This window comes from Actinotalea ferrariae, from assembly GCF_019733465.1.
Lineage (GTDB): Bacteria > Actinomycetota > Actinomycetes > Actinomycetales > Cellulomonadaceae > Actinotalea > Actinotalea ferrariae_A.
On sequence record NZ_JACVQL010000071.1, the window covers coordinates 1 to 25,380 of the forward strand.

A 25,380-nucleotide genomic window follows, 5' to 3' on the forward strand; every position below is an offset into this window, starting at 1 on the left:
GCGCGCGGTGGCCCGCGGTGAGCGCATCGGCCCGGGCTGCGTGGGCGCCGGCCTGCGCGGTCCACGCAGCCGGCGCGAGGACGGTGTGAGGCACGTGCCCAGCGTAGGCGCGGGGCGTCGCTCCTCTGGCGCTGAGCCCCGCGTGCGAGGGGCCCGCCCCACGCCGAGCCCCCCGCGCTTGCACGCCGCGGAAGGCTCCCGTGGGATGGCGGTATGACGACCGCGACGGACCTGGCCCTGCTCATCGACGACATCCGGCGCATCGACGCCCGGCTCCTGGCTGCGGTGGCCGACCTCACGGACGACGACGTGCGCGCGCCCTCGCGGCTGCCCGGGTGGACCCGGGGCCACGTGCTCGCCCACCTCGCGGGCGTGGGCGCCGGCGCCGCCCGCCAGCTCGAGCACGCCGTCGCGGGGGAGGAGCGCGTCGACTTCTACGACGGCGGCCGCGCGGGTCGCGACGCGGCGATCGAGGCGGGCGCGGGCGCATCGGCCGACGAGCACCGCGCTGCCGTCGCCGCGACGGTGGCCCGGGTCGAGGAGGCCCTCGGCCGCGTGCGGCCCGAGATCCTCGACGAGGCCACCGGCTACCGCGGGCGTCCGGTCGGGGCCGTGGTCCTGCTCTGGTGGCGCGAGGCCGAGATCCACGCGACGGACCTCGGCGTCGGGGTGGAGTCGACCGGCTGGACCGCAGGCCTCCGGGCGCACCTGCACGACTACCTCGCCGATCGCGTGCCGGCCGGCCTCCGGGTCGACCTGGCCGCGACCGATCTCGACGAGCGGCGCGCGATCGGTGACGGCGAGGACGTCGTCACGGTGCGCGGGGCCGCGAACGACCTGGCCGCGTGGCTCGCGGGCCGGGAGCCGCTGGGCGCGGTCTCGGCCGAGCGCGACGGCGTCGTCGTGCCGCTGCCCGAGCTCGCGCCGTGGCCGTGAGGCTCGCCCCGAGGCCGTGAGGTCGGGTGCGTTCGACCACCGCTGACGCCGCGGCGGCGCGGTGTCGGCGAGCCGTGCGCCCGCCGCCCGCTCGGCGCCGTCTACCGTGGCGCCCATGCCCCAGGACTCCCCGCTGACCGTCGTCGAGATGTGGACCGACGGGGCGTGCAAGGGCAACCCCGGTGCGGGCGGCTGGGGTGCGTGGATGCGCTCGGGGGAGCGCGAGCGTGAGCTGTGCGGCGGCGAGCTGGTCACGACCAACAACCGGATGGAGCTCACCGCGGTCATCGAGGGCCTGCGCGCCCTGACCCGCCCCTGCGCGGTGACGCTCCACGTGGACTCGACGTACGTCATGCACGGCATGACGCGCTGGCTGGCCGGCTGGAAGCGCAACGGGTGGATGACGGGCGCGAAGGCGCCCGTGAAGAACAAGGACCTGTGGCAGGCGCTCGAGGAAGAGGTCCAGCGCCACGACGTCTCGTGGGTGTGGGTCAAGGGGCACGCCGGCGACCCGGGGAACGAGCGCGCGGACCGGCTCGCCAACCAGGGCGTCGACGTCGCCCGGGGCGCTGCGGCCGTCGCGGGCTGATCACTGCGGGCGAAGTCCCGACCGCTGGGCGAGACGCCGCGTTCCGGAACTTGATACGGCCACGCGAGTGCGGGTTACTGGACGGGTGAGCACCGACGTCTACACCCACGGCCACCACGAGAGCGTCCTGCGCTCCCACCGCTGGCGCACCGTCGCCAACTCGGCCGCCTACCTCGTGCCCGCCCTCGAGCGCGGCCAGCGCGTGCTCGACGTCGGCTGCGGTCCGGGCACCGTGACCACCGACCTGGCCGGACGGGTCTCACCCGGGCATGTCGTCGGCGTCGACAGCTCCGCCGCGGTGATCGAGATCGCGCAGGAGGGTGCGGGCGACGTCGCGAACGTCGAGTTCCGCACCGGCGACGCGATGGCGCTGCCGTTCGAGGACGACACCTTCGACGTCGTGCACGCCCACCAGGTGCTCCAGCACCTCTCCGACCCCGTGAGCGCGCTGCGCGAGATGCGCCGCGTCACGCGACCGGGCGGCCTCGTCGCGGTGCGCGACGCGGACTACTCCGCGATGACCTGGTACCCGCTCAGCGCCGGCCTGGACGAGTGGCTGACGCTGTACCACGAGGTCACGGACGCCAACGGTGCCGAGGCCGACGCCGGTCGCCGCCTGCTCTCGTGGGCGCGCGAGGCGGGCTTCGAGCCGTCGGGCATCACGAGCGGTGCCGACGCGTGGTGCTACTCGACCCCCGAGGAGCGCGCGTGGTGGTCGGGCGTGTGGGCCGAGCGCGTCACGTCGTCGGCCTTCGCGCAGCAGGCGGTCTCCTACGGGCTGGCCGACGACGTCGCGCTCGAGGTCCTCGCCGACGCGTGGCGCACGTGGGGCCAGGCGGACGACGCCTGGTTCGCCGTGCTGCACGGCTGGGTGCTCGCCCGCGCCTGACCCGCGCCCGGACCGCACCGGATCGACACCGCCCGCGCCCACCCGGCGCCGGGCGACGTCATCTCGGGCTGAGCTGCGCCGGCTCGGGCGGCCTCGGCGCGCCGGCCGGGACCAGCGCGTCGGCGACGGCCGTCGAGAGCTCGTGCAGCAGCCGCTCGAGCGGGCCGCGGCCGAGGGAGGTGCGCCAGAGCCACGTGAGCGCGAGCGTGACGCCGACGAAGGCCAGCAGCGTGCCGTTGCTCGGCAGCCAGACCACCGAGTCCCCGAGCACCGCGATGGCGACGAGGTGGCCGCAGTAGGCCGTGAGGGCGAGCGCGCCCGTCGCCGCGACGGGGGCGACGAGGGGTGCGGCGTGCCGCACGAGCAGCAGGCAGCCCGCGAGCAGGAGCAGGGACACCCCGACGTTGCCGACCACCTCCGGCGTGCTGTTGGCGTGGGGCTCGATCGAGACCAGCGCGCGCCGCACGGTGTGCTGGGGTGCGACCGCCGCGGTCGCCAGGGCACCGGCCCCGTAGCCGACGACGGCGCACGCCGCCCCGACGGCCGCGAGCCGGCGCACCGTCCCGGGGGCGGTCAGGTCGCTGCGTCCGACGGCGACGCCGACGAGCAGGTACGCCATCCAGACCACGGCGGGGTAGTGCACGCCCAGCAGGACGTCGAGCGCCTGCGGGAGCCGCGGGATCCCGGCGCTGGTCGTCGCCTCCCGCGCCAGCACCCACACGACCGGCCCCACGACGGCGACCACGCCCGCCACGGCGACGAGGGTGCGGCGCGTCCAGCGCAGGGTGAGCGTGACGAGGCCGAACATCACCGCATACGTCGGCAGGATGACCGCGACGGGCGTCCCGAGCGCGATCATCACCAGCCCGATCGGCCACAGGGCTGCCGCGCGCGTGAGGATCCGCACGACCGCATGGGTCAGCCGCGGGCCCGACCTCGGGCGCGGCCCGCCGCTCAGCAGGGCCGCGGACACGCCGGCGAGCAGCGCGAAGGTCGCGGCCGGCCGGCCGTCCGCGACGACGAGCCACCCGGTGGCCGACCAGAACGGCGGCTCGTCGTGCCCGACGTGGGCGGCGAACATGCCCAGCACCGCGATGCCGCGGAGGAGGTCCACGCCGACGATGCGCTGCACAGCGGCAGCCTAGGCCGCCGGCGTTAGGGTGACGGCGTGCGCATCGCGAGGTTCACGACCGGCGGGGATCCCCGCTACGCCATGGTGGACGGTCCGGCCGGCTCCGAGGAGCTCGTCGTCCTGACCGGAGACCCGATCTACATGCCGGTGCAGCCCACCGGCGAGCGCGTCCCGCTCGCGCGCGACGACGTCCGCCTGCTCGCGCCGGTGATCCCGCGCTCGAAGATCATCGGCGTCGGGCGCAACTACGCCGAGCACGCGGCGGAGATGGGCAACGAGGTGCCCCAGGCGCCGCTGCTCTTCCTGAAGCCCAACACGAGCGTCATCGGCCCGGACGACCCGATCACGCTGCCCGCGTGGACCCAGGAGGTCCACCACGAGGCCGAGCTCGCCGTCGTCATCGGCAAGGTCGCCAAGAACGTGTCGCCCGAGCGGGCCCTGGACCAGGTGTTCGGCTTCACGGTCGCCAACGACGTCACCGCGCGCGACGCGCAGCGCACCGACGGCCAGTGGGCGCGCGCCAAGGGCTTCGACTCCTCGTGCCCGCTCGGCCCGTGGGTCGTGCCGGGCCTCGACGTCGACGACCTCGCCGTGCTCGCCCGCGTCAACGGCGACCTTCGACAGGACGGGCGCACGTCGCAGCTGATCTTCGACGTCGCCCACCTCGTCTCGTACATCTCCGAGGCGTTCACCCTGCTCCCCGGCGACGTCATCCTCACCGGGACGCCTGCGGGCGTCGGCCCGGTCGTGCACGGCGACGTCGTCGAGGTCGAGGTCGAGGAGATCGGCGTCCTGCGCAACCCGGTGCTCCGGCGCGACTGACCGACGTCGGGAGCAGCCCGCGCCGTCCAGACGGGTCGGGGCACCGCACTAGGCTGGCGGGACCATGACTGACGACCTCGCCACGCCCACCGCCGCCCGCTCGACCGCCTCCGGCGCCGACGTGCGCGTGCGGTTCTGCCCCTCGCCGACGGGGACCCCGCACGTCGGGCTCATCCGGACCGCGCTGTTCAACTGGGCGTACGCGCGGCACGTCGGCGGCACGTTCGTGTTCCGCATCGAGGACACCGACGCCGCTCGGGACAGCCAGGAGAGCTACGAGCAGCTGCTGGACGCGATGCGGTGGCTGGGCCTCGACTGGGACGAGGGCGTCGAGGTCGGCGGGCCGCACGCCCCCTACCGCCAGTCCGAGCGGATGGACGTCTACGCCGACGTCGCGCGGCGCCTGCTCGAGGCCGGGTACGCGTACGAGTCCTTCTCGACGCCCGAGGAGGTCGAGGCGCGCCACCGGGCGGCCGGGCGGGACCCGAAGCTCGGCTACGACGGCTACGACCGCGACCTCACCGACGAGCAGCGCGCGCAGTACCGCGCCGAGGGGCGCGAGGCCGTGCTGCGGATCCGGATGCCCGACGACGACGTGACGTTCACCGACGTCATCCGCGGCGAGCTCTCGTTCAAGGCCGGCTCGGTGCCCGACTTCGTCGTCGTCCGCGGCAACGGGCAGCCGCTCTACACGCTGACCAACCCGGTCGACGACGCGCTCATGGGCATCACGCACGTCCTGCGCGGGGAGGACCTGCTCTCCTCGACGCCGCGCCAGGTGGTGCTCTACCGCGCGCTCATGGCACTGGGCCTGGCCACCGTGGAGCCGGTCTACGGCCACCTGCCGTACGTCATGGGCGAGGGCAACAAGAAGCTCTCCAAGCGGGACCCGGAGTCCAACCTCTTCCTGCACCGCGAGCGCGGGTTCACGCCCGAGGGCCTGCTCAACTACCTGTCGCTGCTGGGGTGGTCCATCGCCCCCGACAACGACATCTTCACCGTGGACGAGATGATCGCCGCGTTCGACGTCGCGGACGTCAACCCCAACCCGGCGCGGTTCGACCTCAAGAAGGCCGAGGCGATCAACGCGACGCACCTGCGCCTGCTCGAGCCGGCCGACTTCCGCGCGCGCGTGGTGCCGTACCTGCACGCGGCCGGGCGCGTCTCGGCGCCGTCCGTCGACGGGCTGACCGAGCGCGAGCGCGCGGTGCTCGACGCCGCGGCACCGCTCGTGCAGGAGCGGATGACGCTGCTCGGCGAGGCCGTCGGCATGCTCGGCTTCCTCTTCGTCGCCGACGCGGATCTCGTGGTCGAGGACGACGCGCGGTCGGCCCTGCGCGACGACGCCGCGACCGTGCTCGACGCGGCCGCGGCCGCGCTCGACGGGATCCCGGAGGAGGCGTTCACGACCGCCGCCACGCAGGAGGCGCTCACGGCCGCGCTCGTCGACGGCCTGGGCATCAAGCCGCGCTTCGCCTTCACCCCCCTCCGCGTCGCGGTCTCGGGTCGTCGTGTCTCGCCGCCGCTCTTCGAGTCCATGGAGATCCTCGGTCGCGCGTCGACGCTCGCCCGCATCGCGGCGCTGCGCGCCACGCTGTGACGTCCGACGCGCGGCGTCGCGTCGACGGCGTGCTGTTCGACATCGACGACACGCTCGTCGACACGCGCTCGGCGTTCGCCTCCGCGCTGGCTGCGATCGCCGAGCGCTACCTGCCGCACGTCCCGCCGGAGCGCCACGCCGACCTGCTCGCGATGTGGCGTGCCGACGCCGGCGGCCACTACGCGCGCTACACGCGCGGCGAGACCGGGTACGACGAGCAGCGCCGCACCCGTGCCGACGAGCTCCAGCACGCCTTCGGCGGCGCCCCGCTGGACGCCGAGGGCTACGCGGCCTGGAACGCCGTCTTCGAGGAGGGCTTCGCGAGCGCGTGGGCGGCCCACCCGGACGCGCGCGACGTCGTCGACCGTCTCCTCGCCGCCCGGGTTGCTGTCGGGGCGCTCTCGAACGCGTCCGTGGCGTACCAGACCAGCAAGCTCGAGCGCGCCGGTCTGCACACGAGCGTCCCGATGCTCGTGGGCGTCGACACGCTGGGCGTCGGCAAGCCCGACCCGCGTGTGTTCGTCGAGGCGTGCCGCCGTCTGGGCACCGAGCCCGCGCGCACGGCCTACGTCGGCGACGAGCTCGACGTCGACGCGCGTGCCGCCGTGGCCGCCGGCCTGCTCGGGGTGTGGGTCGACCGCCCGGGTCCCCGGCGCGTCGACGTGCCCGACGCCGACATCGCCGCCGCGCGCGAGGCCGGGGTCCTCGTCGTCCGCTCGCTCGACGAGCTGCCGGCGGCCCTCGGGCTCTGACCGGGGGCTGCGGGGCGCGACGCCTGCCGCTCAGGGGATGACGAGCCGTCCGGGTGAGTCCTACGGTGCTCGCGTGACCTCGCGACTCGTCGCCGTGACGTTCCAGGTCGAGGACCCGGCCCCGCCGGCGGCCTTCTGGGGCGCGCTGCTCGACCGCCCGACGGTCGAGGAGCCCGACGGGGTGCTCCTGCCCGGCGACGCGACGCAGGTGGGTCTGCGCTTCGTGACCGCGGGAGTGCCGAAGTCGGGGCTCAACCGGGTGCACCTCCACGTCACGAGCAGCAGCCCCGACGACCAGCGACGCACCGTCGAGACCGCGCTGAGGCTCGGCGGCCGTCAGATCGACATCGGGCAACGGCCGGAGGAGGGCCACGTCGTGCTCGCCGACCCCGGCGACGACGAGCTCTGCGTGATCGAGCCGGGCAACAGGTTCCTCGCCGGGTGCGGCTTCCTCGGCGAGGTCGCGTGCGAGGGGAGCCGGGCCGTCGGCCTGTTCTGGCGGGACGCCCTCGGGTGGCCGCTCGTGTGGGACGAGGACGGGGAGACCGCCGTCCAGTCGCCCGCCGGCGGCACCAAGGTGGCCTGGAGCGGCCAGCCCCCCGAGCCCGGGCCCTGGGCGGACCGGCAGCGTCTGGACCTGGCCACCACGGACGTGGGAGCGGAGGTCGCACGTCTCGTCGCCCTCGGCGCCACGCGGAGGGACGGCCAGGAGGTCGACGGGGGAGTGGAGCTCGCGGATCCCGACGGCGTCGCGTTCCGGCTCACCCAGGGCTGACGGTCGGCCCGCTCAGCCGCCCGACCAGAGCACGACGGCGGCCGTCAGCGCGACGACCACGATGAGGCCGCGGAGCAAGGGAGCAGGCAGGCGCCGGCCGACGCGCGCGCCGATCACCCCGCCGAGGGCGGAGCCGACCGCGACGAGCCCGGCGATGCGCCAGTCGACGACACCGCCCACGACGAACACCGTCGCCGAGACGAGGTTCGCGACCCCAGCGAGCACGTTCTTCGCGCCGTTGGCGCGGTGCATGTCCGTGGTCCAGCCGATGCCCAGGAGCGCGAGCAGGACGACGCCCTGGGCGGCGCCGAAGTAGCCGCCGTAGACGCCCGTCGCGGCGACGCCCACGCCGAGGCCGAGCGTGAGCGGGAGCGTCGTGCCGCCGACGCGGCCGGCCGCGGTCGCGCGGGCCGCCGCCGTACCGACCTCCGCCGTACCGGCCTCCGCCGTGCCGGCCTCCGTCGTGCCGAGCTCGGACGTGGTGCCGGCTGCGGTCTCTCCGCTGAGGTCACGGCGGGCCGCGAGGCGCTCCTCGCGTGCCGCCGCACGCCGTCGGACGACGGCCGAGACGCGGGGCTGCGCCGCCGCGAGGACCGCCGCGACGACGAGCAGCCAGGGCACGACGGCGGTGAACGACTCCGCCGGTGCGACGAGCAGCAGAAGGCCGCCCGCGACCCCGCCGATCGCGGAGAGCACGGCCATCCGGGCGACGACGCCCCAGGCGCCCGCAAGCTCCCGCCGGTAGCCCCACGCCCCGGTGACGGACGCGGGCACCAGGCCGACCGTGTTGGACACGTTGGCGGTCAGCGGCGGTATCCCGAGCCAGACGAGCAGGGGGAAGGTGACCAGCGTCCCGGCCCCCACGACGGTGTTGATCGTCCCGGCCAGCACGCCGGCCAGCAGCACGAGGAGCAGCTCGAGCCCGTCCACGTCAGCGCCCCGCCGCGTAGGCCTGCATGCCGCGCGGTGTCGCGGCCGCGCGCAGCAGCCCGTCGCGCCTCGCCACGGCGGTCAGCCGGCCGAGCGACCACGGGCCGGTCACCGTGACGTCGTGCCCCCGGCGCCGCAGGTCGTCGAGGACGTCGGCGCCCAGCCGATCCTCCGCGTGCAGGCCGCGCAGCTCGACCTCGCGCGGCGCGAACGACGACACGAGGTGCGTCGTGTGCCACGTGGGCGCGTCGATCGCCTCCTGCAGGCCCATCCCGTAGACGAGGTGGTTGAGCAGGAACGGGACCTGCCACTGGTCCTGCTGGTCGCCGCCCGGCGTCCCGCACGCGATCTCCGGGACGCCGTCGCGCAGCACGAGCGTCGGGCTCAGGGTGGTCCGCGGGCGCCGTCGCGGCCCGAGCGACGACGGCAGCCCCTGCTCGACCCAGAACATCTGCGCGCGCGTCGGGAGGGCGAAGCCCAGACCGGGCACGACGGGGGAGCTCTGCAGCCAGCCGCCGCTCGGTGTCACCGACACGACGTTCCCGGCGGCGTCCACGACGTCGAGGTGGCAGGTGTCGCCCCGCGTGGTGCCGTCCGTGGCGACCTCCGGGTCCGTCTCGGCGGCCGGCTGGAACGTCGGCTCGCCCGAGCCGGTGGGGCGTGCGCCGCGGGCCGAGCGGCCCGCGCGGGCCGCCTCGACGGCGTCGAGCGCGAGGCGTGCGAGCCGAGGCTCGACGTCGCCGGGCCGGCCCGGGCGCAGCTCGTCCGACGCCGTGGGGCCGATCAGCGCTCGCCGCTCGGCCGCGTAGGCGGGGGAGAGGAGCGCGTCGAGTGGCACGTCCGTGTGGTCGGGGTCGCCGTACCAGGCGTCGCGGTCCGCGAACGCGAGCTTTGCGCCCTCGACCACGGCGTGCACGAGCTCCGCCGACCCCGGACGCGTGTCCTCGAGGTCCATGCCCTCGAGCAGCGTGAGCTGCTGGAGCAGAACGGGTCCCTGTCCCCACGGCCCCGTCTTCGCGATCGTGCGGCCCGCGAACGACGCCGTCACGGGGCGCTCCTCGCGCACGCGCCAGGCCGCGAGGTCGTCGGCCGTGAGGAGCCCGCGGTGCGGGTCCCCGGTGGAGTCCATGACCGGCTCGCGGCAGAACGCGTCGACCGCGTCGGCGACGAACCCCTCGTAGAAGGCGGCGCGCGCGGCCTCGATGCCCGCCTCGCGGTCGGCGTGGGCCGCGGCCGCCGCGGCCAGCCGCTCGAGGGTCTCCGCGAGCGCGACGTTGCGCAGCACCGAGCCGGCCGCGGGCGCCTGGCCACCGGGCAGGTACGTCGCCGCCGACGTCGGCCAGTGGGCCGAGAAGAGGTCGGCGACCGAAGCGATCGTCGCGGCCGCCTGGCGCAGCAGCGGGTGCCCGTGGCGGGCGTACCCGATCGCGTACGCCAGGACGTCTGGCGCGGACCAGGTCCCGTACCGGGCCAGCAGGTCCATCCACGTGCCGAACGCACCCGGCACGACGGCCGGCAGCAGGCCGGTCCCCGGGACGGCGTCGAGCCCGAGCGCGGCGAACGCCTCGGCGGTCGCCGCCGCCGGCGAGGTCCCCTGCCCGCTCAGCACGAACGGCTCACCCCCCGCGGCGCACCCGAGGACGGGCACGTCCCCGCCGAGCCCGTTGAGGTGCGGCTCGACGACGTGGAGCACGAGCCCGACCGCGACGGCGGCGTCGAAGGCGTTGCCCCCGCGCTCGAGGACGGACATGCCGCTCGCCGTCGCGAGCCAGTGCGTGGAGGCCACCATCCCGTGCGTGCCGACGAGCTCAGGACGGGTGGTGAAGGCGTTCACGCCCGGAATCGTCGCACGGGGGCGCGGGTGTCACCCGACGGCCGCCCGTCGCGGGAGGTGGGCGCCGGGCGAGGGTTTGGAGCGCCGCCGCCGCTCGGGTATTGTTCCCCGCCGGTACGAGGTCCGCCGGACGGCTCCCCCAAGGGCGCCGGATCAGCGGTCCGAATACCCCCATGGGGTATGGTGTAATTGGCAGCACGAGTGATTCTGGTTCACTTAGTCTAGGTTCGAGTCCTGGTACCCCAGCGTTGATCGCAGCGTGTTCAGGCACGCGGCGCGGCCGGCAGCCACGGTTGTCAGAGCGTCGATCAACATGATGTAAGGTATCGACGTCCTCGCACCGAGCAGGTCGAAAGACCGAGCAGGATCAGGACGCTAGGCCCCCATCGTCTAGAGGCCTAGGACGCCGCCCTCTCACGGCGGTAACAGGGGTTCGAATCCCCTTGGGGGTACAGATGAGGCCCGGTCACCACGGTGACCGGGCCTCTGTCGTTCCTGGCCTCTGTCGTTCCTGGCCTCTGTCCCGGCCGGCTCCCGTGACGCGGTCCCTCGGATGCACCGAGGTCGCCCTCCGGTGCCGGGATCGCCGACGAGAGCCGGGCGACCCCGACGCCGGCGAGCGACCTCGGCGTGCGTCGTGGGGCGGGGAGTGCTGTCAGTCGCCCGTGCGGCGCAGGACCTCGGTGAGCCGGTTCGCTGCGGCGACGACGGCGCCCGCGTGCAGGCGGCCGGGCTGACGGCTCAGGCGCTCGACGGGGCCTGAGATCGAGACCGCGGCGACGACGCGACCCGACGGGCCCCTGACCGGTGCGGACACCGAGGCGACGCCGGCCTCGCGCTCGGACACCGACTGGGCCCAGCCGCGCCGTCGGACGCCCGAGAGGATCGTCGCGGTGAACTTGGCGCCCTGGAGGCCGCGGTGGAGGCGGTCGGGCTCCTCCCAGGCGAGCAGGATCTGCGCGGCAGAGCCGGCCTGCATCGTGAGCGTGGCGCCGACGGGGATCGAGTCGCGCAGACCGATCGGACGCTCGGCCGCCGCCACGCAGATGCGCTGGTCGCCCTGGCGCCGGTAGAGCTGGGCGCTCTCGCCGCAGTGGTCCCGGAGCGCGGCCAGCACGGGGTTGGCCGCGGCGAGCAGCCTGTCCTCGCCCGCGGCGGTGCTGAGCTCGGAGAGGCGGGGGCCGAGCACGAACCGGCCCTGCATGTCCCGCGCCACGAGCCGGTGGTGCTCGAGGGCGACCGCCAGCCGGTGCGCGGTCGGTCGGGCAAGATGGGTCGCAGCGACCAGCTGCGCAAGGGTCGCCGGTCCCGCCTCGAGAGCGCTGAGGACCGATGCGGCCTTGTCCAGCACGCCGACTCCGCTAGAGTTGTCCATAGGTCGATATTGGCGTCTCGATCACTGAGACGCAAGTAGCCGCACCGAATTGGGCCCCGGACCCACCTGCATCCGGGTGAACGCACGCGAGAGGAACGCACATGGCCGGCACGCTGGCAGAGAAGGTCTGGGACGCGCACATCGTGCGCCGGGGCACCGACGGAGCCCCCGACCTCCTCTACATCGACCTGCACCTGGTGCACGAGGTGACCAGTCCCCAGGCCTTCGAGGGCCTGCGGCTCGCGGGGCGCCCGGTGCGCCGCCCGGACCTCACGATCGCGACCGAGGACCACAACACGCCGACGCTCGACATCGACCGGCCGATCGCGGACCTCACGAGCCGCACGCAGATCCAGACGCTGCGCAACAACGCCGCCGAGTTCGGCGTCCGCCTGCACTCGCTGGGCGACGCGGACCAGGGCATCGTCCACCAGGTCGGGCCGCAGCTCGGGCTCACGATGCCCGGCCTGACGGTCGTGTGCGGCGACTCGCACACGTCGACCCACGGCGCGTTCGGCGCGCTCGCCTTCGGCATCGGCACGAGCGAGGTCGAGCACGTGCTCGCGACGCAGACGCTGCCGCTCGCGCCCTTCAAGACCATGGCGATCACGGTCGACGGCACGCTGCCGCCCGGCACGACGTCGAAGGACATCATCCTGGCGATCATCGCCAAGATCGGCACGGGCGGCGGGCAGGGCTACGTGCTCGAGTACCGCGGCGAGGCGATCCGCGCGCTCTCCATGGAGGCGCGCATGACGATCTGCAACATGTCGATCGAGGCCGGCGCGCGCGCGGGCATGATCGCGCCCGACGAGACGACGTTCGAGTACCTCAAGGGCCGGCCGCACGCCCCCGAGGGTGCGGACTGGGACGCGGCGGTCGACTACTGGCGGACGCTGCGCAGCGACGACGACGCGGTCTTCGACGCCGAGGTCGTGCTCGAGGCGTCCGACCTCGAGCCGTTCGTCACGTGGGGCACCAACCCCGGGCAGGGCCTGCCGCTCTCCGCGCGCGTGCCCGTGCCGGCCGAGATCGCCGACGAGAACGAGCGCGTCGCGGCCGAGCGCGCGCTCGAGTACATGGGCCTCGAGCCGGGGACCCCCCTGCGCGACATCCCGGTCGACACGGTGTTCATCGGCTCGTGCACCAACGGCCGGATCGAGGACCTGCGCTCCGTCGCCAAGGTCGTGCAGGGCCGGCGCAAGGCCGAGTCGGTGCGCGTGCTCGTCGTGCCGTCGTCGGCGCGCGTGCGCCTCCAGGCGGAGGCCGAGGGGCTCGACAAGATCTTCCTCGACTTCGGCGCGGAGTGGCGCAACGCCGGCTGCTCGATGTGCCTCGGCATGAACCCCGACCAGCTCGCGCCCGGCGAGCGCAGCGCCTCCACGTCCAACCGCAACTTCGAGGGGCGTCAGGGCAAGGGCGGGCGCACGCACCTCGTCTCGCCGCTCGTGGCCGCGGCGACCGCGATCCGGGGCACCCTCTCGTCCGTCGCGGACCTGGGTGCCGACGTCGTCCCGCCGGACGGCAGCCCGCTCACCGACGTGCGCGGCGACCTGCAGCACGCCTGACGGCCCGACGACGCCCCACGAGGAGACAGACCATGGAGAAGTTCAGCCAGCACACCGGCGTCGGCGTGCCCCTGCGGCGCAGCAACGTCGACACCGACCAGATCATCCCGGCCGTGTACCTCAAGCGGGTCACGCGGACCGGCTTCGAGGACGCGCTCTTCGCCGCCTGGCGCGGTGACCCGGAGTTCATCCTCAACCAGGACGCCTACAAGGCCGGCTCGGTGCTCGTCGCGGGCCCCGACTTCGGCACGGGCTCGTCCCGCGAGCACGCCGTGTGGGCGCTCAAGGACTACGGCTTCCGCGCCGTGCTCTCGGCGCGCTTCGCCGACATCTTCCGCGGCAACTCGGGCAAGCAGGGGCTCCTCGCGGCGCAGCTGGCGCAGGAGGACATCGAGCTCATCTGGAAGGTGCTCGAGACCGTCCCGGGCACCGAGGTCACGGTCGACCTCGCCGCCAAGCTGGTGCACTGCGCCGACGTCACCGTGCCGTTCCAGGTCGACGACTACACGCGCTGGCGCCTCATGGAGGGCCTCGACGACATCGGCCTGACCCTCCAGCACGAGGCCGAGATCACGGCCTTCGAGGCGAGCCGCGAGGCGTGGCGGCCGCGGACGCTCCCCGCCAAGCACCTCCCGCCCGTCGAGATCGTCGCGGCGCGTCCCGTGGTGCGGACGGGCGACGACGCGCTCGTCTGAGCGTCGGGCTCGCACGACCGACGCACCGCGCTCCCGCAGGGGCCGCGCCGCTCAGCGGGGCGGCCCCTGACGGATCGCGGCGAGCAACGCCTCCGGCGTCGCTGTCGTCGGGTCCCAGCGCGACTCGACCCACCAGGTCGCGCCCGCCTCCGCCAGGGCGGCGGCGTGCTCGCGCGCGGCTCCGCGGTCGTCCGGCAGCACGCCCTGCTGCACCACGTCGAACGCGTCGGGGACCGGTTCACCCTGCGCCCGGCGCTCGTCCCGGCGAGCGCGGAACCACGCGACGGAGGTCGCGACCTCCTGCGGTGACGGCTCGCCCCCGCTGCCCTGCAGCACCGCGCCGTCCCAGCGCGCCGCGCGAGCCATCGAGCGGGGACGGCCGACCGCCACGACCGGCCAGACCGGGACGCGCGGCCGCTGCACCGGCCGCGGGGCGATCTGCAGCCCGTCGACGCGGTGGTGCACGCCCTTGAAGGAGAACGGCTCCCCGGTCGACGCGAGGTCGAGGATCGCGAGCGCCTCGTCGAGCCGCTCCGCGCGCTCGCGCAGCGTCTGAGCCTCGCCCGCGACCCGGCCGAAGCCGCCGTCGTCCGTCACGCCGAGGCCCACGGGCAGCACGAGCCGCCCGCCCGACAGGTGGTCGACGGTCAGCGCCTCGCGCGCGACCTTCCACGGCCGACGGCGCGCGAGCGGGAAGATCATCGCCCCGAGCCGGACGCTGCTGGTGCGGACCGCGACGGCCCCGAGCAGCGTCCACGGGTCCCAGGTGTCCATCGGCCCGATGCTGATGCCGTCCCACGTGAAGAAGCCGTCCCAGCCGTGCGCCTCGGCCTCCTCGGCCATCCGCACGACCTCCGCGACGCTCCCATAGCTCCCCACGAACCCGTACCGCACGAGACCACCTCCTGGTCGGCCGTGCCGGCGCGTCGTCGCGTCCCGTCGCCGGACGACGTCGCTCAGCCCTCAGCGGAACCGTAGGTGTGACCTCCGACACGCCCGCGGGCGTGGTCGTCGGCGGCCGCGCGGCGTCGTCGCTGGTCGCGCGGCCCACCGCGCGTGCGTCGCGCGGCGCCCCCGAGCGCGCAGCGGGCACCGCGGGGGAGACGACGTCGTACCGACCCGCGGAGGTGGCGTGACGTACCCCGTCCGGTAGGCGACCATAGGCGCATGTCTGACGTCCTCCACATCCACGGCGGCACCCCCCTCAACGGTGAGATCACCGTCCGCGGCGCGAAGAACTTCGTGTCGAAGGCCATGGTCGCCGCCCTCCTCGGCGAAGGCCCGAGCGAGCTGCGCAACGTGCCGGTCATCCGGGACGTGGGTGTGGTCACCGGCCTGCTCGAGCTGCACGGCGTCTCCGTCACCGCCGACGTCGAGGCGGGCGTGCTCACGCTCGACCCGAGCAACGTGGAGTCGGCGCACGTCGCGGACATCGACGCGCACGCGGGCTCGAGCCGCATCCCGATCCTCTTCTGCGGCCCCCTGCTCCACCGGCTCGGCGAGGCGTTCATCCCCGACCTCGGCGGCTGCCGCATCGGCGACCGGCCGATCAACTACCACCTCGACATCCTGCGGCAGTTCGGCGCCGTCGTGGAGAAGCGCGAGCAGGGCATCCACATCCGCGCGCCGCGCGGGCTGCAGGGCACCAAGGTCGCGCTGCCGTACCCGAGCGTCGGCGCCACGGAGCAGCTGCTCCTCACGGCCGTCCGCGCCGAGGGGCTCACCGAGCTGTCGAACGCGGCGATCGAGCCCGAGATCCTCGACCTCATCAACGTGCTGCAGAAGATGGGCGCGATCATCTCGGTCGACACCGACCGCGTGATCCGGATCGAGGGCGTGCCGCGCCTCAACGGCTACCGGCACACCGCGCTCTCGGACCGCATCGAGGCGGCGTCGTGGGCGTCCGCGGCGCTCGCGACCGCGGGCGACATCACGGTGCGCGGCGCCACCCAGCCCGAGATGACGACGTTCCTCAACACGTTCCGCAAGGTCGGCGGAGAGTTCGAGGTGCAGGAGGACGGCATCCGCTTCTTCCACCCGGGCGGCGACCTCCGCTCGATCGTCCTCGAGACGGACGTCCACCCCGGGTTCATGACCGACTGGCAGCAGCCCCTCGTCGTCGCGCTGACGCAGGCCAAGGGCCTGTCGATCGTCCACGAGACGGTCTACGAGAACCGGTTCGGCTTCACGGACGCGCTGCGCGGCATGGGTGCGACGATCCAGGTGTACCGCGAGTGCCTCGGCGGCCACGCGTGCCGGTTCGGGCAGCGCAACTTCTACCACTCGGCCGTGATCTCGGGCCCGACGCCGCTCGCGGCCGCGGACATCGAGGTGCCCGACCTGCGCGGCGGGTTCAGCCACCTCATCGCGGCGCTGACCGCCAAGGGCGTCTCGGCCGTCCGGGGGATCGACCTCATCGACCGCGGCTACGAGCACTTCACGGACAAGCTGACCGCGCTGGGCGCCGAGTTCGACCGAGCCTGAGACCGGCCTGACACACCGGCCTGACACCGGACCGACACCCGCGCCCGGTCGGTGCCGGCGCGGGTAGCATCGGCTCCCGTGCCGGCACCCGAACGCTCCAACCGCGCGTACCGCAACATCGCACGCGTGGTCCGCCCGATCCTGCTGGCCATCACGGACCGGGACTGGCGCGGCACCGAGCACCTGCGGCACGACGGCGGCTTCATCGCGGCCGCGAACCACATGACGAACGTGGACCCGCTGACGTTCGCGCACTTCCTGTACGACAACGGGATCGCGCCGAAGATCCTGGCCAAGTCCTCGCTGTTCACGGTCCCGGTCGTCGGCGGCCTCCTGCGCGCGAGCGGCCAGATCCCCGTCTACCGGAACACGGTGGAGGCCGGGAAGTCGCTCGCGGCGGCGATCGACGCGATCGCCGCGGGGGAGTGCGTCGCGGTCTTCCCGGAGGGCACGCTCACGCGCGAGCCCGACCTGTGGCCCATGGCGGGCAAGACGGGCGTCGCACGCCTCGCGCTGACGACGCGCGCGCCGGTCGTGCCGATCGCCCAGTGGGGTCCGCAGGACCTGCTCGGCCGGTACTCCGCAGTCCTGAAGCCCTTCCCGCGCAAGAAGGTCACGGTCGTCGCGGGCCCGCCCGTCGACCTGTCCGACCTCTACGACCGCCCGCAGGACTCCGCGGTGCTCCGCGAGGCGACCGAGCGCGTCATGGCGGCGATCACCGCGCTCCTCGAGGACGTCCGCGGCGAGCAGGCCCCCGCCGAGCGCTTCGTCTGGCGCCGCCCGCCGGGCGAGGGCCGGTGACGGGCCGGTGACGAGCACAGCGCCCGCCCGGTCCGGCGACGACGCGCGCCGCACGCGTGCCGCGGTGCTCGGGACCGGCAGCTGGGGCACGACGTTCGCGGCCGTGCTGGCCGACGCCGGGTGCGACGTCACGCTGTGGGGCCGGCGCGCCGAGGTCTGCGCCGAGATCACCGAGCGCGGCACCAACGAGGCCTACCTCCCGGGCGTCAGGCTGCCGGCCGGCGTCCGGGCGACCCCCGACGTGGCGGACGCGCTGCGCGGCGCCGACGTCGTGGCCGTCGCGGTGCCCGCGCAGACGGCCGGCGCGACGCTCGAGCCGCTCGCCGACCTCGTGGAGCCGGGCGCCGTCGTCGTCTCCCTCATGAAGGGCGTCGAGCTCAGCTCCGACCGCCGGATGAGCGAGGTGGTCGCGCACGCGCTCCGGCTGCCGGACGAGCGCGTCGCCGTCGTCTCCGGGCCGAACCTCGCGCGCGAGATCGCTGCGCGCCAGCCGACGGCGACGGTCGTGGCCTCGACCAGCGAGGCGACCGCGCAGCGCGTCGCCCAGGCGTGCGCGTCGTCGTACTTCCGGCCCTACACGAACACCGACGTCGTCGGCGTCGAGCTCTGTGGCGCGGTCAAGAACATCATCGCCGTCGCCGTGGGGATCGCGCAGGGGCGCGGGTTCGGGCACAACACGATGGCGACGGTCATCACGCGCGGCCTGGTCGAGATCACCCGGCTGGGGCTGGCGCTGGGTGCCGACGCGGAGACGTTCTCGGGCCTGGCCGGGATGGGCGACCTCGTCGCGACGTGCGCCTCACCGCTGTCGCGCAACCACACGCTGGGCGTGCACATCGGTCAGGGGATGGGTCTCGCCGACGCCCTCGCGGCGACGGGCGGCACGGCCGAGGGCGTGAAGTCGTCCACGTCCGTGCTCGAGCTCGCCGGGACGGTGGGGGTCGAGATGCCGATCACGGCCGCCGTCGTCGCCGTGCTGCACGACGGGCTGCCGGTCGACCGGATGGCGCAGCTGCTCCTGGCCCGGCCGCACAAGGCGGAGGGCCTCTAGGAGCCGGTGGTCCCGCGGCGCAGCGCGGCGTCGAGGTCGGTCCACAGGTCCTCGACGTGCTCGACCCCCACCGACAGCCGCAGCAGGTCCTCGGGGACCGTCACCGACTCGGTCGGGAACCGCCGTCGCCGCTCGAGGGTCGACTCGACGCCGCCGAGGCTCGTGGCAGGCACCCAGAGCTGCACGGCGTCCACGAGGGCGTCCGCCGCGGCCGCACCCCCGCGCGGCCGGAGCCCGATGATCGAGCCGTAGCCGTCGAGCAGGCGTGACGCGCGCTCGTGGCCGGGGTCGGCGGGCAGGCTGGGGTGGCGCACCTCGACGACGTCCGGGTGCGCGGCGAGGCGGGCGGCGAGCACCGCGGCGTTCTCCTGGGACCGCTCGACCCGCAGGGCGAGCGTCCGCAGCCCGCGGAGCGCGAGCCACACCTCCCAGGGCCCTGCGATCGCGCCGTGCATCGCGCGGTACGTCGCCAGGCGCTCGTGCAGCACCGGGTCGGACGTCAGCGCGGCGCCGAGCACCACGTCCGAGTGGCCCGCGAGGTACTTGGTCACCGAGTGCACGACGACGTCCGCGCCGTGCTCGAGCGGGCGCTGGCCGAGCGGCGTCGCGAACGTGTTGTCCACGACGACGCGAGCGCCCGCGGCGTGCGCGCCCTCGACCAGCGCGGGGAGGTCGGCCACCTCGAGCATGGGGTTGGTCGGGGACTCGACCCACAGGAGCTCCGCCGGGTCCTCGTCGGCGCCGTCCGCACCGGTGCCCGTGCCGCGGACGGCGGCGAGCACCGCCGCGGTGTCCGCGATGTCGACGGTCGTCACGCGCAGCCCGCTGCGCCGCGACAGCTCGGCCGCCAGCCCGAGGCTGATCTGGTAGGCGTGCCGTGGCATGACGACGCGCGCGCCGGGCTCGGCGAGCCCGAACGCGGCGGCGATGGCGGCCATCCCGGAGCCGAAGACGAGGCCCGGGAGCGTCGCGCGCTCGAGCACGGCGAGGGCCTCCTCGAACGGGCGCCACGTCTCGGTCCCGTTGCGGGTGTAGAGCAGCTCGCCGGGCGCCGGGACGCCGGCGGAGACGTACGTCGACGACAGGACGACGGGCGGGTTCACGGGCGTCCCGCGGCCCCGGGCGGGCCGTCCGGCGGTCACGGCGAGCGTGGCCGGTGACCGGTGCGCCGGCTCGGACGCCTCGGGGGTGGTGTCGTCGTTCTGGTGAGGCTCGTGGGACTCGGTCACGTCCCGAAGCGTAGTCGCGCCACGGGCGTCCTCCGGTGGGCGCGTCGGCGCCGGAGCGCCGTCCGAGGGCTCCTCCGGGCCACGCCGGAGGCTGGCGTCGGCCGACGGGAGCGGTCCCGGTGTCGGTGCTAGCCTCGTCCGCGTGCTGACGGTCTTGGCGGGGGACGTGCTCGCCGACCGGGTCGGCAAGTCGCCCGCGCGCGTCCTCGCGCTGCACGGGTGGGGCCGCTCGGGCGCCGACTTCGCGCGCGTCCTCGAGGGGACCGATGCCCTCGCGGTCCATCTCCCCGGCTTCGGCCCGACCGAGCCGCCGCCCGAGGTGTGGGGGAGCGTCGAGTACGCCGACCACCTGGCCGCGGCGCTCGAGGGGCTCGAGGGCTCCGGACCCTACGTCGTCGTGGCGCACTCGTTCGGCGGACGCGTCGCGGTGCGGCTCGCGGCGTCCCGTCCGCACCTCGTCGACTCGCTGGTCCTGACGGGCGTCCCGCTCGTCCGCGCGACGTCGCCGCCCCGGCCGCGGCCCGCCCTGCGCCTCGCCAAGCGGCTGCACGCCGCGCACCTGCTGCCCGAGGGCGTCGTCGACCGGCTGCGACGTCGCGGCGGCTCGGCCGACTACCAGGCGGCCCAGGGCGTCATGCGCGGTGTGCTCGTGCGGCTCGTCGGCGAGGACTACCGCGAGGACCTCGCGCGGGTCGCAGCCGCGGGCGTGCCGGTCGACATGGTCTGGGGCGAGCTCGACGACGCCGCACCGCTCGCGGGTGCGCGGCTCGCCGCCGAGCTTCTGCCGGGCGCTCGCCTGGTGGTCGTGCCCGGCGCCGGCCACCTGCTCGACGGTGCACTCGAGCAGGCGGTCCGGACCGCGGTCCTCTCCCGGCTCGGCGGGTCGGCATGACGGAGGTCCTGGACGTCGTCCTGCCGCTGCTCGCAGCGGCCGCTCTCGCGCCCGTCGCGCTGCGCTGGCTGCGCGTCGGTCAGCGCGAGCACTACATCGGGGGCCGGGCCGGACGCATCGCGGCGCTCTGGCTGTCACGGTCCCGGCTCGACCTCGGGCTCGCCGTCGCCGCCGCCGTCCTCGCGGTGGTCGCGTGCGTCCCGGGCCTCGAGCTCGCGGCGGTGCCGGCGCTGCTCCTCGCCGTCGTGCTGCCGCGCGGGCTCGGGATCCGCGGCCGCACGTCCTCGCTGAGCTGGACGGCGCGGCTGCGCCGCCTCGCCGCCGGCTGGCTCCTGCTCGTCGTCGTGCTCGGCGCCGTGCTGGTGCTCCTCGTCGGCCCGGGCGCAGCGGCTCTGGTCGTCGTCGGCGCGCCCCTGCTGCTCGACGTGGCGATGGCGGTCATGGAGCGGGTGGAGCGCCGGCTCTCGGCGCCCTTCGTCGCGCAGGCCCAGCGCCGCCTCGCGCGCATCCGTCCCCAGGTCGTGGCCATCACGGGCTCGTACGGCAAGACGTCGACCAAGGGCTACATCGCGCACCTGCTGAGCGGGACCACGGCCGTCGTCGCGTCGCCCGCGAGCTTCAACAACCGGCTGGGTCTCTCGCGCGCGGTCAACGACGTGCTCGTCGAGGGCACCGAGGTCTTCGTCGCCGAGATGGGCACCTACGGGCCGGGCGAGATCCGCGAGCTGTGCGAGCTGTTCCCGCCCGACGTCGCGGTCATCACGACCATCGGCGAGGCCCACCTCGAGCGCATGCGCACGCGCGAGACCATCCTCGCCGCCAAGTCGGAGATCACCGAGCGCGCGCGGGCCGTCGTGCTCCCGGTCGACTTGCCCGAGCTGGCGGCGCTCGCCGAGCGCTGCCGGGCGGCCGGCAAGCAGGTGCTCACCGTCTCCGTCGAGGGTCACGACGCCGACGTCGTCGTCGACCTCGCGGCGGGGACGGTGGTCGCCCGTACCCCCGAGGGACCCGTGACGCTCGCCGTCGGTCCCGGCGTGGCGCACGGGGTCAACCTCGGCGTCGCCGTCGGCGTCGCGCTCGCCGTCGGTGCGGACGTGACCAAGGCCGAGCCGCGCCTGAGGTCGCTGCCGCGTGCGGCGCACCGCGCGGAGGTCCAGGACACGGGTACCGGCGTGGTCGTGGTGGACGACACCTACAACGCGAACCCGATCGGTGCGCGCGCCGCGCTCGACGAGGCCGCGGACCTCGCGCGGCAGCGCGGCGGCCGGCTCGTGGTCGTGACGCCGGGCATCGTCGAGCTCGGCCCCGTCCAGCACGAGCGCAACGCCGACTTCGCCGAGGCGGCCGCGGCCGCGGGTGCCCACCTCGTCGTGGTGGGGCGGACGAACCGCGCCGCGCTCGTCGAGGGTGCGGCACGTGCGGGCGGCAGCGTCGACGTCGTGGACGACCGACCCGCCGCCGTGCCGCGTGCGACCGCCGCGGCGGGCCAGGACGGCGTCGTACTCTACGAGAACGACCTTCCCGACCACTACCCATGACCTGAGCGCTCCCACGGCACGTCGTCCCGACGTGCCGACGCGGCTGCGCGGGACGCGGGAGCGACCCGGGCAGACTCGCACACGCGCCTCCGGCGCGGCCGTCCCCCGACGGCGCAACGACCCCGACGACGAGAAGAGGGTGCATGTCCTGGGCAGTGGTGTTCGGAGGTCCGTCCCCGGAGCACGAGATCTCCGTCCTGACCGGGCTGCAGAGCGAGCGTGTCCTCACGCGCGCCGGCGAGCAGGTCACGTCGCTGTACTGGGGCCCCACCGGCGGCTGGTTCGTGGTGCCGCAGGGTGCCGAGGCCAAGGACTTCCTCGAGGGCGCTCCCGCGGGCTCGAAGCCTGTCGAGATCCGGCTCGGCGCCGACCCGGGCCTGTTCGTCAAGGGCCGGCTGCGCTCCGAGCGCCTCGAGATCGACGCCGCGCTGAGCTGCCTGCACGGCGGCATGGGCGAGGGTGGCGGCTTCGCCGCGCTCGCCGCGCTCCTCGGCTTGCCGGCGACGGGATCGTCGATGTACGCCGCGGCGCTCGGCATGGACAAGCTCGCGTTCGGCGGCGTCATGGCGGCGGCGGGCGTGCCCACGCTGCCGCGTGCGGCGCTCGACGCCGACGTCGACCCCGGCTTCGACGGCCCGTACATCGTCAAGCCGCGCTACGGCGGCTCCTCGATCGGGATCGAGATCGTCGACGACCTCGCCGCCGCTCGCGTGCTGGCCCGCACGAGCACCCACCTGCGCCAGGGGGCCGTCCTCGAGCCGTTCCGCAAGGACCTCGTCGACCTCAACATCTCCTTCCGGACGGCGCCGACCCTCGAGGTCTCACCGCTCGAGCGGCCCCTCCGGGGGTCCGACGGCGTGTACTCGTACGCCGAGAAGTACCTCGCGGGTGGGGGTGGCGAGGACGCCGGCCTGAGCAGCGCCCCGCGCGAGCTACCGGCCCAGGTGCCCGATGCGGTCACGGAGCAGGCGCGCGACCTCGCCCGGCGCGTCGCCGTCGCGACGCGCCTGACCGGCGTCGTGCGGGTCGACTTCCTCTACCAGCCGCAGACGCACGAGCTCGTGGTGAACGAGGTCAACTCGGTGCCCGGTGCCATGGCCCTGTACCTGTGGGCTGGCACGCGACCCGCGGCCGAGGTGCTGCGCGACGCGCTGGTCGAGGCCCGGGACGCCGGCGTCCCGGCGGTTGCGAGCGGCTTCGGCTCGGGGGCCGCGCTGCGCGCCGCGGGTGGCATCAGCGGCAAGCTCGTCGGCCTGGACGGCCCGCGGGCCTGACCCTCGGCCTGGACGGCCCGCGGGCCTGACCCCCATGGCGACGGCCCGCGGTCCCGGCCCGATCGTGACGGCGCCGCGGGTCCGAGGCGGTTGCCCGAGGCGCGGGGCTCAGGCCGTGGGCACGCCCGCGCGGCGGTGGGCCTTGCGGAGCAGGTCCGCGAGCAGCTGGCCGAGCGGGCGCCCGACCTCGGCCGCCGCGAGCGGGAGCACCGACGTCTCCGTGAGCCCCGGCGAGATGGCCGCCTCGAGGAACCACGGGGTGCCGTCGTCGTCGACGATCGCGTCGGTCCGGGAGATGTCCCGCAGGCCGAGGACCTGGTGCGTGAGCTCGGCCGCTCGCGCCGCGGCCCGGAGGGCGTCGTCGGGCAGCGGTGCGGGCAGGGCGACCGTGATGAGGTCCGCGCTGTAGCGGGCCTCGAAGGAGAACGGCGACACGTCGGGGTTCTGGAACGCCGCCGGCGGGAGGGCGGTGGGCGTCTCGTCGTCCTCGACGACGACCGTCTCGATCGTCTGGCCCGCGACGTAGCGCTCGATCAGCGCGACGTCGCCGAACGTGAAGCAGCGGACCAGCGCGCCGGGGAGGTCCCCGGCCGTCTCGACGAGGCTCATCCCGAGCGTCGAGCCGCTCGTCGCGGGCTTCACCACGACTGGCAGGCCGAGCTGGTCGGTGATCGAGCGCACGAGCTGCGCGGGGGCGAGCTCGCGGAAGGAGCGCGCCGAGATGGCGACCCACGGGGGCGTCGCGAGGCCGGCGCGCGACATGAGCACCTTCGCCACGACCTTGTCCCAGGCCAGGTGGCACGACGCGGCCGGCGAGCCGACGTACGGCACGCCCGCGAGCTCGAGGGCCGACTGCAGCGACCCGTCCTCGCCGCTCGCGCCGTGCACGGCGATGTAGGCGGCGTCGATCCGGTCGGCGACGAGGCGGTCGAGCAGCGACTCGTCCGCGTCGTAGAGGGTCGCGTCCACGCCCGCCTCGGAGAGGGCGTAGAGCGCGCGCCGCCCGGAGCGCATCGACACCTCGCGCTCGTTGGACAGGCCTCCGGCGATCACCGCCACGCGCTCGAGCTCAGTCGTCACGCCAGATCCCTTCGTCGAGGTGTCCCGGCGATCCTAGCCAGCGCGGGCGGCGCGGTCAGAGGCACGAGCGGGTCTGCTCGACGAGGCTCACGGCCGGACCGAGGTCGAGGAGGAACGACGTCGACCGGTTCGCGGTGACCTCGGCCGGGACCCTGACCTCGACCGCGGGGTCGCGCCCGTACGTCACGAACGTCCACGGGGCCGCGCCGTCCTCGTCCTCCGGGCCGGCCACGGCGACCCAGTCGACCTGCACCGTGCCGTCGTCGGCGTCGACGCAGGGGTCGGTCGTCGGCCCGGGCGGCTCGACGCCGCAGCGCAGCACGACGGGCGCGGTCCGCTCGCCCCACGCCGTGGTCGCCTGGCTGCTCGTGTCGAGCCGCGGCATCCCGGCGAGCGCGTCCGGCAGCGCGAGCACGACCTGCGCGCACACCGGGTCCGCCGCGTAGGGCGCGGCCGGCACGGCGACGGGCGTCGCGCATCCTGCGAGGGCCACGAGGAGGAGCGGCGCGACGACGAGGCGTGCGGGACGGTGGACGGTACGGCTCACGGCGCCACCGTAGCCGCGATGCGCACGACGGCGTGGGTAGCGTGACCGCGTGCACCACGACCCGACGACCGAGACCACGGTGGGCGACCTGGGCGAGGACGGGCTGCTCGCGCGCATCTTCCCCCTGCTCCCGCGCGGGTCCGGCACCCTCCTGGGGCCCGGCGACGACGCCGCGGTCGTCGCTGCCCCGGACGGCCGCGTCGTCGTCTCCACGGACGTCCTCGTCGAGCACCGGCACTTCCGGCGCGACTGGTCGACGGGCGAGGACGTGGGCCGGCGCGCCGCCGTCCAGAACCTGGCCGACGTCGCCGCGATGGGCGCCCGGCCGAGCGCGCTCGTGGTGGGACTCGTCGTGCCCGCGGACCTGGAGGTCGCCTGGGTGCTGGGCCTCGCGCGGGGCCTCGCCGCGGCGTGCGGGCCGGACGTCGGCGTCGTCGGGGGCGACCTCTCGGGCGGGTCCGAGGTCGTCGTCGCGGTGACTGTGCACGGGGACCTCGAGGGCCGGGCCCCCGTGCTGCGTGGCGGCGCGCGGCCGGGCGACGTGCTGGCCCACGCCGGCGTGCGCGGCCGGTCGGCCGCCGGGCTCG

General features: G+C 75.0%; 25 protein-coding genes and 2 tRNA genes. 19 read left to right on the forward strand and 8 right to left on the reverse strand.

The features are described from left to right. The first annotated feature begins 213 nt into the window (after positions 1-213). From ICW40_RS06300 to ICW40_RS06310, 3 genes are all read left to right on the forward strand, one after another. Positions 214-936, forward strand: coding sequence for a maleylpyruvate isomerase family mycothiol-dependent enzyme (locus tag ICW40_RS06300; RefSeq protein ID WP_221652984.1), 723 nt, complete (start codon positions 214-216; stop codon positions 934-936). A 115-nt stretch (positions 937-1,051) separates the two neighbouring features. After that, positions 1,052-1,525, forward strand: coding sequence for a ribonuclease HI (rnhA, locus tag ICW40_RS06305; protein ID WP_260458858.1), 474 nt, complete (start codon positions 1,052-1,054; stop codon positions 1,523-1,525). An 85-nt stretch (positions 1,526-1,610) separates the two neighbouring features. Then, complete coding sequence (locus ICW40_RS06310) at positions 1,611-2,414, forward strand: methyltransferase domain-containing protein (protein WP_221652985.1); 804 nt, start codon at positions 1,611-1,613, stop codon at positions 2,412-2,414. Between the two features lie 58 nt (positions 2,415-2,472). On the opposite strand, the gene ICW40_RS06315 is transcribed toward ICW40_RS06310, so the two are convergent. Next, positions 2,473-3,546, reverse strand: coding sequence for a heparan-alpha-glucosaminide N-acetyltransferase domain-containing protein (locus ICW40_RS06315; protein WP_221652986.1), 1,074 nt, complete (start codon positions 3,544-3,546; stop codon positions 2,473-2,475). Positions 3,547-3,582: 36 nt separating this feature from the next. On the opposite strand from ICW40_RS06315, the gene ICW40_RS06320 reads away from it, so the two are divergent. The 4 genes from ICW40_RS06320 (at position 3,583) to ICW40_RS06335 (ending at position 7,495) form a co-directional block, all read left to right on the forward strand. Beyond that, a complete protein-coding gene (locus tag ICW40_RS06320; protein WP_221652987.1) occupies positions 3,583-4,368 on the forward strand; it encodes a fumarylacetoacetate hydrolase family protein in 786 nt (261 codons plus the stop codon). Between the two features lie 64 nt (positions 4,369-4,432). After that, on the forward strand, positions 4,433-5,968 hold the full coding sequence (gltX, locus tag ICW40_RS06325; protein ID WP_221652988.1) for a glutamate--tRNA ligase: 1,536 nt from the start codon (positions 4,433-4,435) through the stop codon (positions 5,966-5,968). 29 nt (positions 5,969-5,997) lie between these two features. Then, on the forward strand, positions 5,998-6,720 hold the full coding sequence (locus tag ICW40_RS06330; RefSeq protein ID WP_308121664.1) for an HAD family hydrolase: 723 nt from the start codon (positions 5,998-6,000) through the stop codon (positions 6,718-6,720). A 73-nt stretch (positions 6,721-6,793) separates the two neighbouring features. After that, positions 6,794-7,495 (forward strand): VOC family protein, encoded by a 702-nt coding sequence (locus ICW40_RS06335; RefSeq protein WP_308121665.1) that lies wholly within the window; start codon positions 6,794-6,796, stop codon positions 7,493-7,495. Between the two features lie 12 nt (positions 7,496-7,507). Here ICW40_RS06335 and ICW40_RS06340 read toward each other — a convergent pair whose 3' ends face one another. Both ICW40_RS06340 and ICW40_RS06345 read right to left on the reverse strand, forming a co-directional pair. Continuing rightward, positions 7,508-8,425: a sulfite exporter TauE/SafE family protein gene (locus tag ICW40_RS06340; protein ID WP_221652991.1), complete on the reverse strand. Its 918-nt coding sequence runs from the start codon at positions 8,423-8,425 to the stop codon at positions 7,508-7,510. A gap of 1 nt (position 8,426) precedes the next feature. Beyond that, positions 8,427-10,214 (reverse strand): gamma-glutamyltransferase family protein, encoded by a 1,788-nt coding sequence (locus ICW40_RS06345; RefSeq protein ID WP_221653006.1) that lies wholly within the window; start codon positions 10,212-10,214, stop codon positions 8,427-8,429. Between the two features lie 219 nt (positions 10,215-10,433). On the opposite strand from ICW40_RS06345, the gene ICW40_RS06350 reads away from it, so the two are divergent. Both ICW40_RS06350 and ICW40_RS06355 read left to right on the forward strand, forming a co-directional pair. After that, a tRNA-Gln gene (locus tag ICW40_RS06350) sits at positions 10,434-10,505 on the forward strand. Positions 10,506-10,638: 133 nt separating this feature from the next. Further along, positions 10,639-10,711 (forward strand) — tRNA-Glu (locus tag ICW40_RS06355). 203 nt (positions 10,712-10,914) lie between these two features. Here ICW40_RS06355 and ICW40_RS06360 read toward each other — a convergent pair. Next, positions 10,915-11,634: an IclR family transcriptional regulator gene (locus ICW40_RS06360; protein ID WP_199425107.1), complete on the reverse strand. Its 720-nt coding sequence runs from the start codon at positions 11,632-11,634 to the stop codon at positions 10,915-10,917. 101 nt (positions 11,635-11,735) lie between these two features. On the opposite strand from ICW40_RS06360, the gene leuC reads away from it, so the two are divergent. Beyond that, positions 11,736-13,202 carry a 3-isopropylmalate dehydratase large subunit gene (leuC, locus tag ICW40_RS06365; RefSeq protein ID WP_221652992.1) on the forward strand — a complete coding sequence of 489 codons (1,467 nt, stop codon included), beginning with the start codon at positions 11,736-11,738 and terminating at the stop codon, positions 13,200-13,202. Positions 13,203-13,234: 32 nt separating this feature from the next. Further along, on the forward strand, positions 13,235-13,897 hold the full coding sequence (gene leuD / locus ICW40_RS06370; protein ID WP_221652993.1) for a 3-isopropylmalate dehydratase small subunit: 663 nt from the start codon (positions 13,235-13,237) through the stop codon (positions 13,895-13,897). 51 nt (positions 13,898-13,948) lie between these two features. On the opposite strand, the gene ICW40_RS06375 is transcribed toward leuD, so the two are convergent. Then, the gene (locus ICW40_RS06375) at positions 13,949-14,791 is read right to left on the reverse strand and encodes an LLM class flavin-dependent oxidoreductase (protein ID WP_221652994.1); all 843 of its coding nucleotides are present in this window, start codon (positions 14,789-14,791) and stop codon (positions 13,949-13,951) included. Positions 14,792-14,877: 86 nt separating this feature from the next. On the opposite strand from ICW40_RS06375, the gene ICW40_RS06380 reads away from it, so the two are divergent. The 4 genes from ICW40_RS06380 (at position 14,878) to ICW40_RS06395 (ending at position 18,233) form a co-directional block, all read left to right on the forward strand. Further along, a complete protein-coding gene (locus tag ICW40_RS06380) occupies positions 14,878-15,033 on the forward strand; it encodes a hypothetical protein (RefSeq protein ID WP_221652995.1) in 156 nt (51 codons plus the stop codon). Between the two features lie 31 nt (positions 15,034-15,064). Then, positions 15,065-16,381 carry a UDP-N-acetylglucosamine 1-carboxyvinyltransferase gene (gene murA / locus ICW40_RS06385; protein ID WP_221652996.1) on the forward strand — a complete coding sequence of 439 codons (1,317 nt, stop codon included), beginning with the start codon at positions 15,065-15,067 and terminating at the stop codon, positions 16,379-16,381. A 78-nt stretch (positions 16,382-16,459) separates the two neighbouring features. Continuing rightward, complete coding sequence (locus ICW40_RS06390) at positions 16,460-17,182, forward strand: lysophospholipid acyltransferase family protein (RefSeq protein ID WP_221652997.1); 723 nt, start codon at positions 16,460-16,462, stop codon at positions 17,180-17,182. Positions 17,183-17,189: 7 nt separating this feature from the next. Further along, a complete protein-coding gene (locus ICW40_RS06395) occupies positions 17,190-18,233 on the forward strand; it encodes an NAD(P)H-dependent glycerol-3-phosphate dehydrogenase (RefSeq protein WP_221652998.1) in 1,044 nt (347 codons plus the stop codon). On the opposite strand, the gene ICW40_RS06400 is transcribed toward ICW40_RS06395, so the two are convergent. Then, positions 18,230-19,462, reverse strand: a complete 1,233-nt coding sequence (locus tag ICW40_RS06400) for a trans-sulfuration enzyme family protein (RefSeq protein ID WP_221652999.1) — start codon at positions 19,460-19,462, stop codon at positions 18,230-18,232. The two genes, ICW40_RS06395 and ICW40_RS06400, sit on opposite strands and share 4 nt — an antisense overlap. 142 nt (positions 19,463-19,604) lie before the next feature. Here ICW40_RS06400 and ICW40_RS06405 point away from each other — a divergent pair, with 142 nt between their 5' ends. From ICW40_RS06405 to ICW40_RS06415, 3 genes are all read left to right on the forward strand, one after another. Continuing rightward, the gene (locus ICW40_RS06405) at positions 19,605-20,354 is read left to right on the forward strand and encodes an alpha/beta fold hydrolase (RefSeq protein ID WP_221653000.1); all 750 of its coding nucleotides are present in this window, start codon (positions 19,605-19,607) and stop codon (positions 20,352-20,354) included. After that, positions 20,351-21,892, forward strand: a complete 1,542-nt coding sequence (locus ICW40_RS06410; RefSeq protein WP_221653001.1) for a Mur ligase family protein — start codon at positions 20,351-20,353, stop codon at positions 21,890-21,892. The genes ICW40_RS06405 and ICW40_RS06410 overlap by 4 nt, the downstream gene beginning before the upstream one ends. 143 nt (positions 21,893-22,035) lie before the next feature. Next, the gene (locus ICW40_RS06415; protein WP_221653002.1) at positions 22,036-23,166 is read left to right on the forward strand and encodes a hypothetical protein; all 1,131 of its coding nucleotides are present in this window, start codon (positions 22,036-22,038) and stop codon (positions 23,164-23,166) included. Between the two features lie 108 nt (positions 23,167-23,274). Here the strand turns inward: ICW40_RS06415 and ICW40_RS06420 are convergent, their stop codons facing one another. Continuing rightward, the gene (locus ICW40_RS06420; RefSeq protein WP_221653003.1) at positions 23,275-24,246 is read right to left on the reverse strand and encodes a D-alanine--D-alanine ligase family protein; all 972 of its coding nucleotides are present in this window, start codon (positions 24,244-24,246) and stop codon (positions 23,275-23,277) included. A 55-nt stretch (positions 24,247-24,301) separates the two neighbouring features. After that, complete coding sequence (locus tag ICW40_RS06425) at positions 24,302-24,793, reverse strand: DUF3515 family protein (RefSeq protein WP_308121666.1); 492 nt, start codon at positions 24,791-24,793, stop codon at positions 24,302-24,304. A gap of 49 nt (positions 24,794-24,842) precedes the next feature. Between ICW40_RS06425 and ICW40_RS06430 the strand changes: the two genes are divergently transcribed. Then, positions 24,843-25,380: thiamine-phosphate kinase (locus ICW40_RS06430; protein WP_308121667.1), on the forward strand; the 538-nt coding region annotated here is incomplete at its 3' end.

Excerpts from the sequence above, each read along its gene's own strand:
- ICW40_RS06300 (WP_221652984.1), top strand. The coding sequence starts at position 214 with ATGACGACCGCGACGGACCTGGCCCTGCTCATCGACGACATCCGGCGC.
- rnhA (WP_260458858.1), top strand. The coding sequence starts at position 1,052 with ATGCCCCAGGACTCCCCGCTGACCGTCGTCGAGATGTGGACCGACGGG.
- gltX (WP_221652988.1), top strand. The coding sequence starts at position 4,433 with ATGACTGACGACCTCGCCACGCCCACCGCCGCCCGCTCGACCGCCTCC.
- ICW40_RS06345 (WP_221653006.1), bottom strand. The coding sequence starts at position 10,214 with ATGGTGGCCTCCACGCACTGGCTCGCGACGGCGAGCGGCATGTCCGTC.
- ICW40_RS06360 (WP_199425107.1), bottom strand. The coding sequence starts at position 11,634 with ATGGACAACTCTAGCGGAGTCGGCGTGCTGGACAAGGCCGCATCGGTC.
- leuC (WP_221652992.1), top strand. The coding sequence starts at position 11,736 with ATGGCCGGCACGCTGGCAGAGAAGGTCTGGGACGCGCACATCGTGCGC.
- leuD (WP_221652993.1), top strand. The coding sequence starts at position 13,235 with ATGGAGAAGTTCAGCCAGCACACCGGCGTCGGCGTGCCCCTGCGGCGC.
- murA (WP_221652996.1), top strand. The coding sequence starts at position 15,065 with ATGTCTGACGTCCTCCACATCCACGGCGGCACCCCCCTCAACGGTGAG.
- ICW40_RS06410 (WP_221653001.1), top strand. The coding sequence starts at position 20,351 with ATGACGGAGGTCCTGGACGTCGTCCTGCCGCTGCTCGCAGCGGCCGCT.
- ICW40_RS06415 (WP_221653002.1), top strand. The coding sequence starts at position 22,036 with ATGTCCTGGGCAGTGGTGTTCGGAGGTCCGTCCCCGGAGCACGAGATC.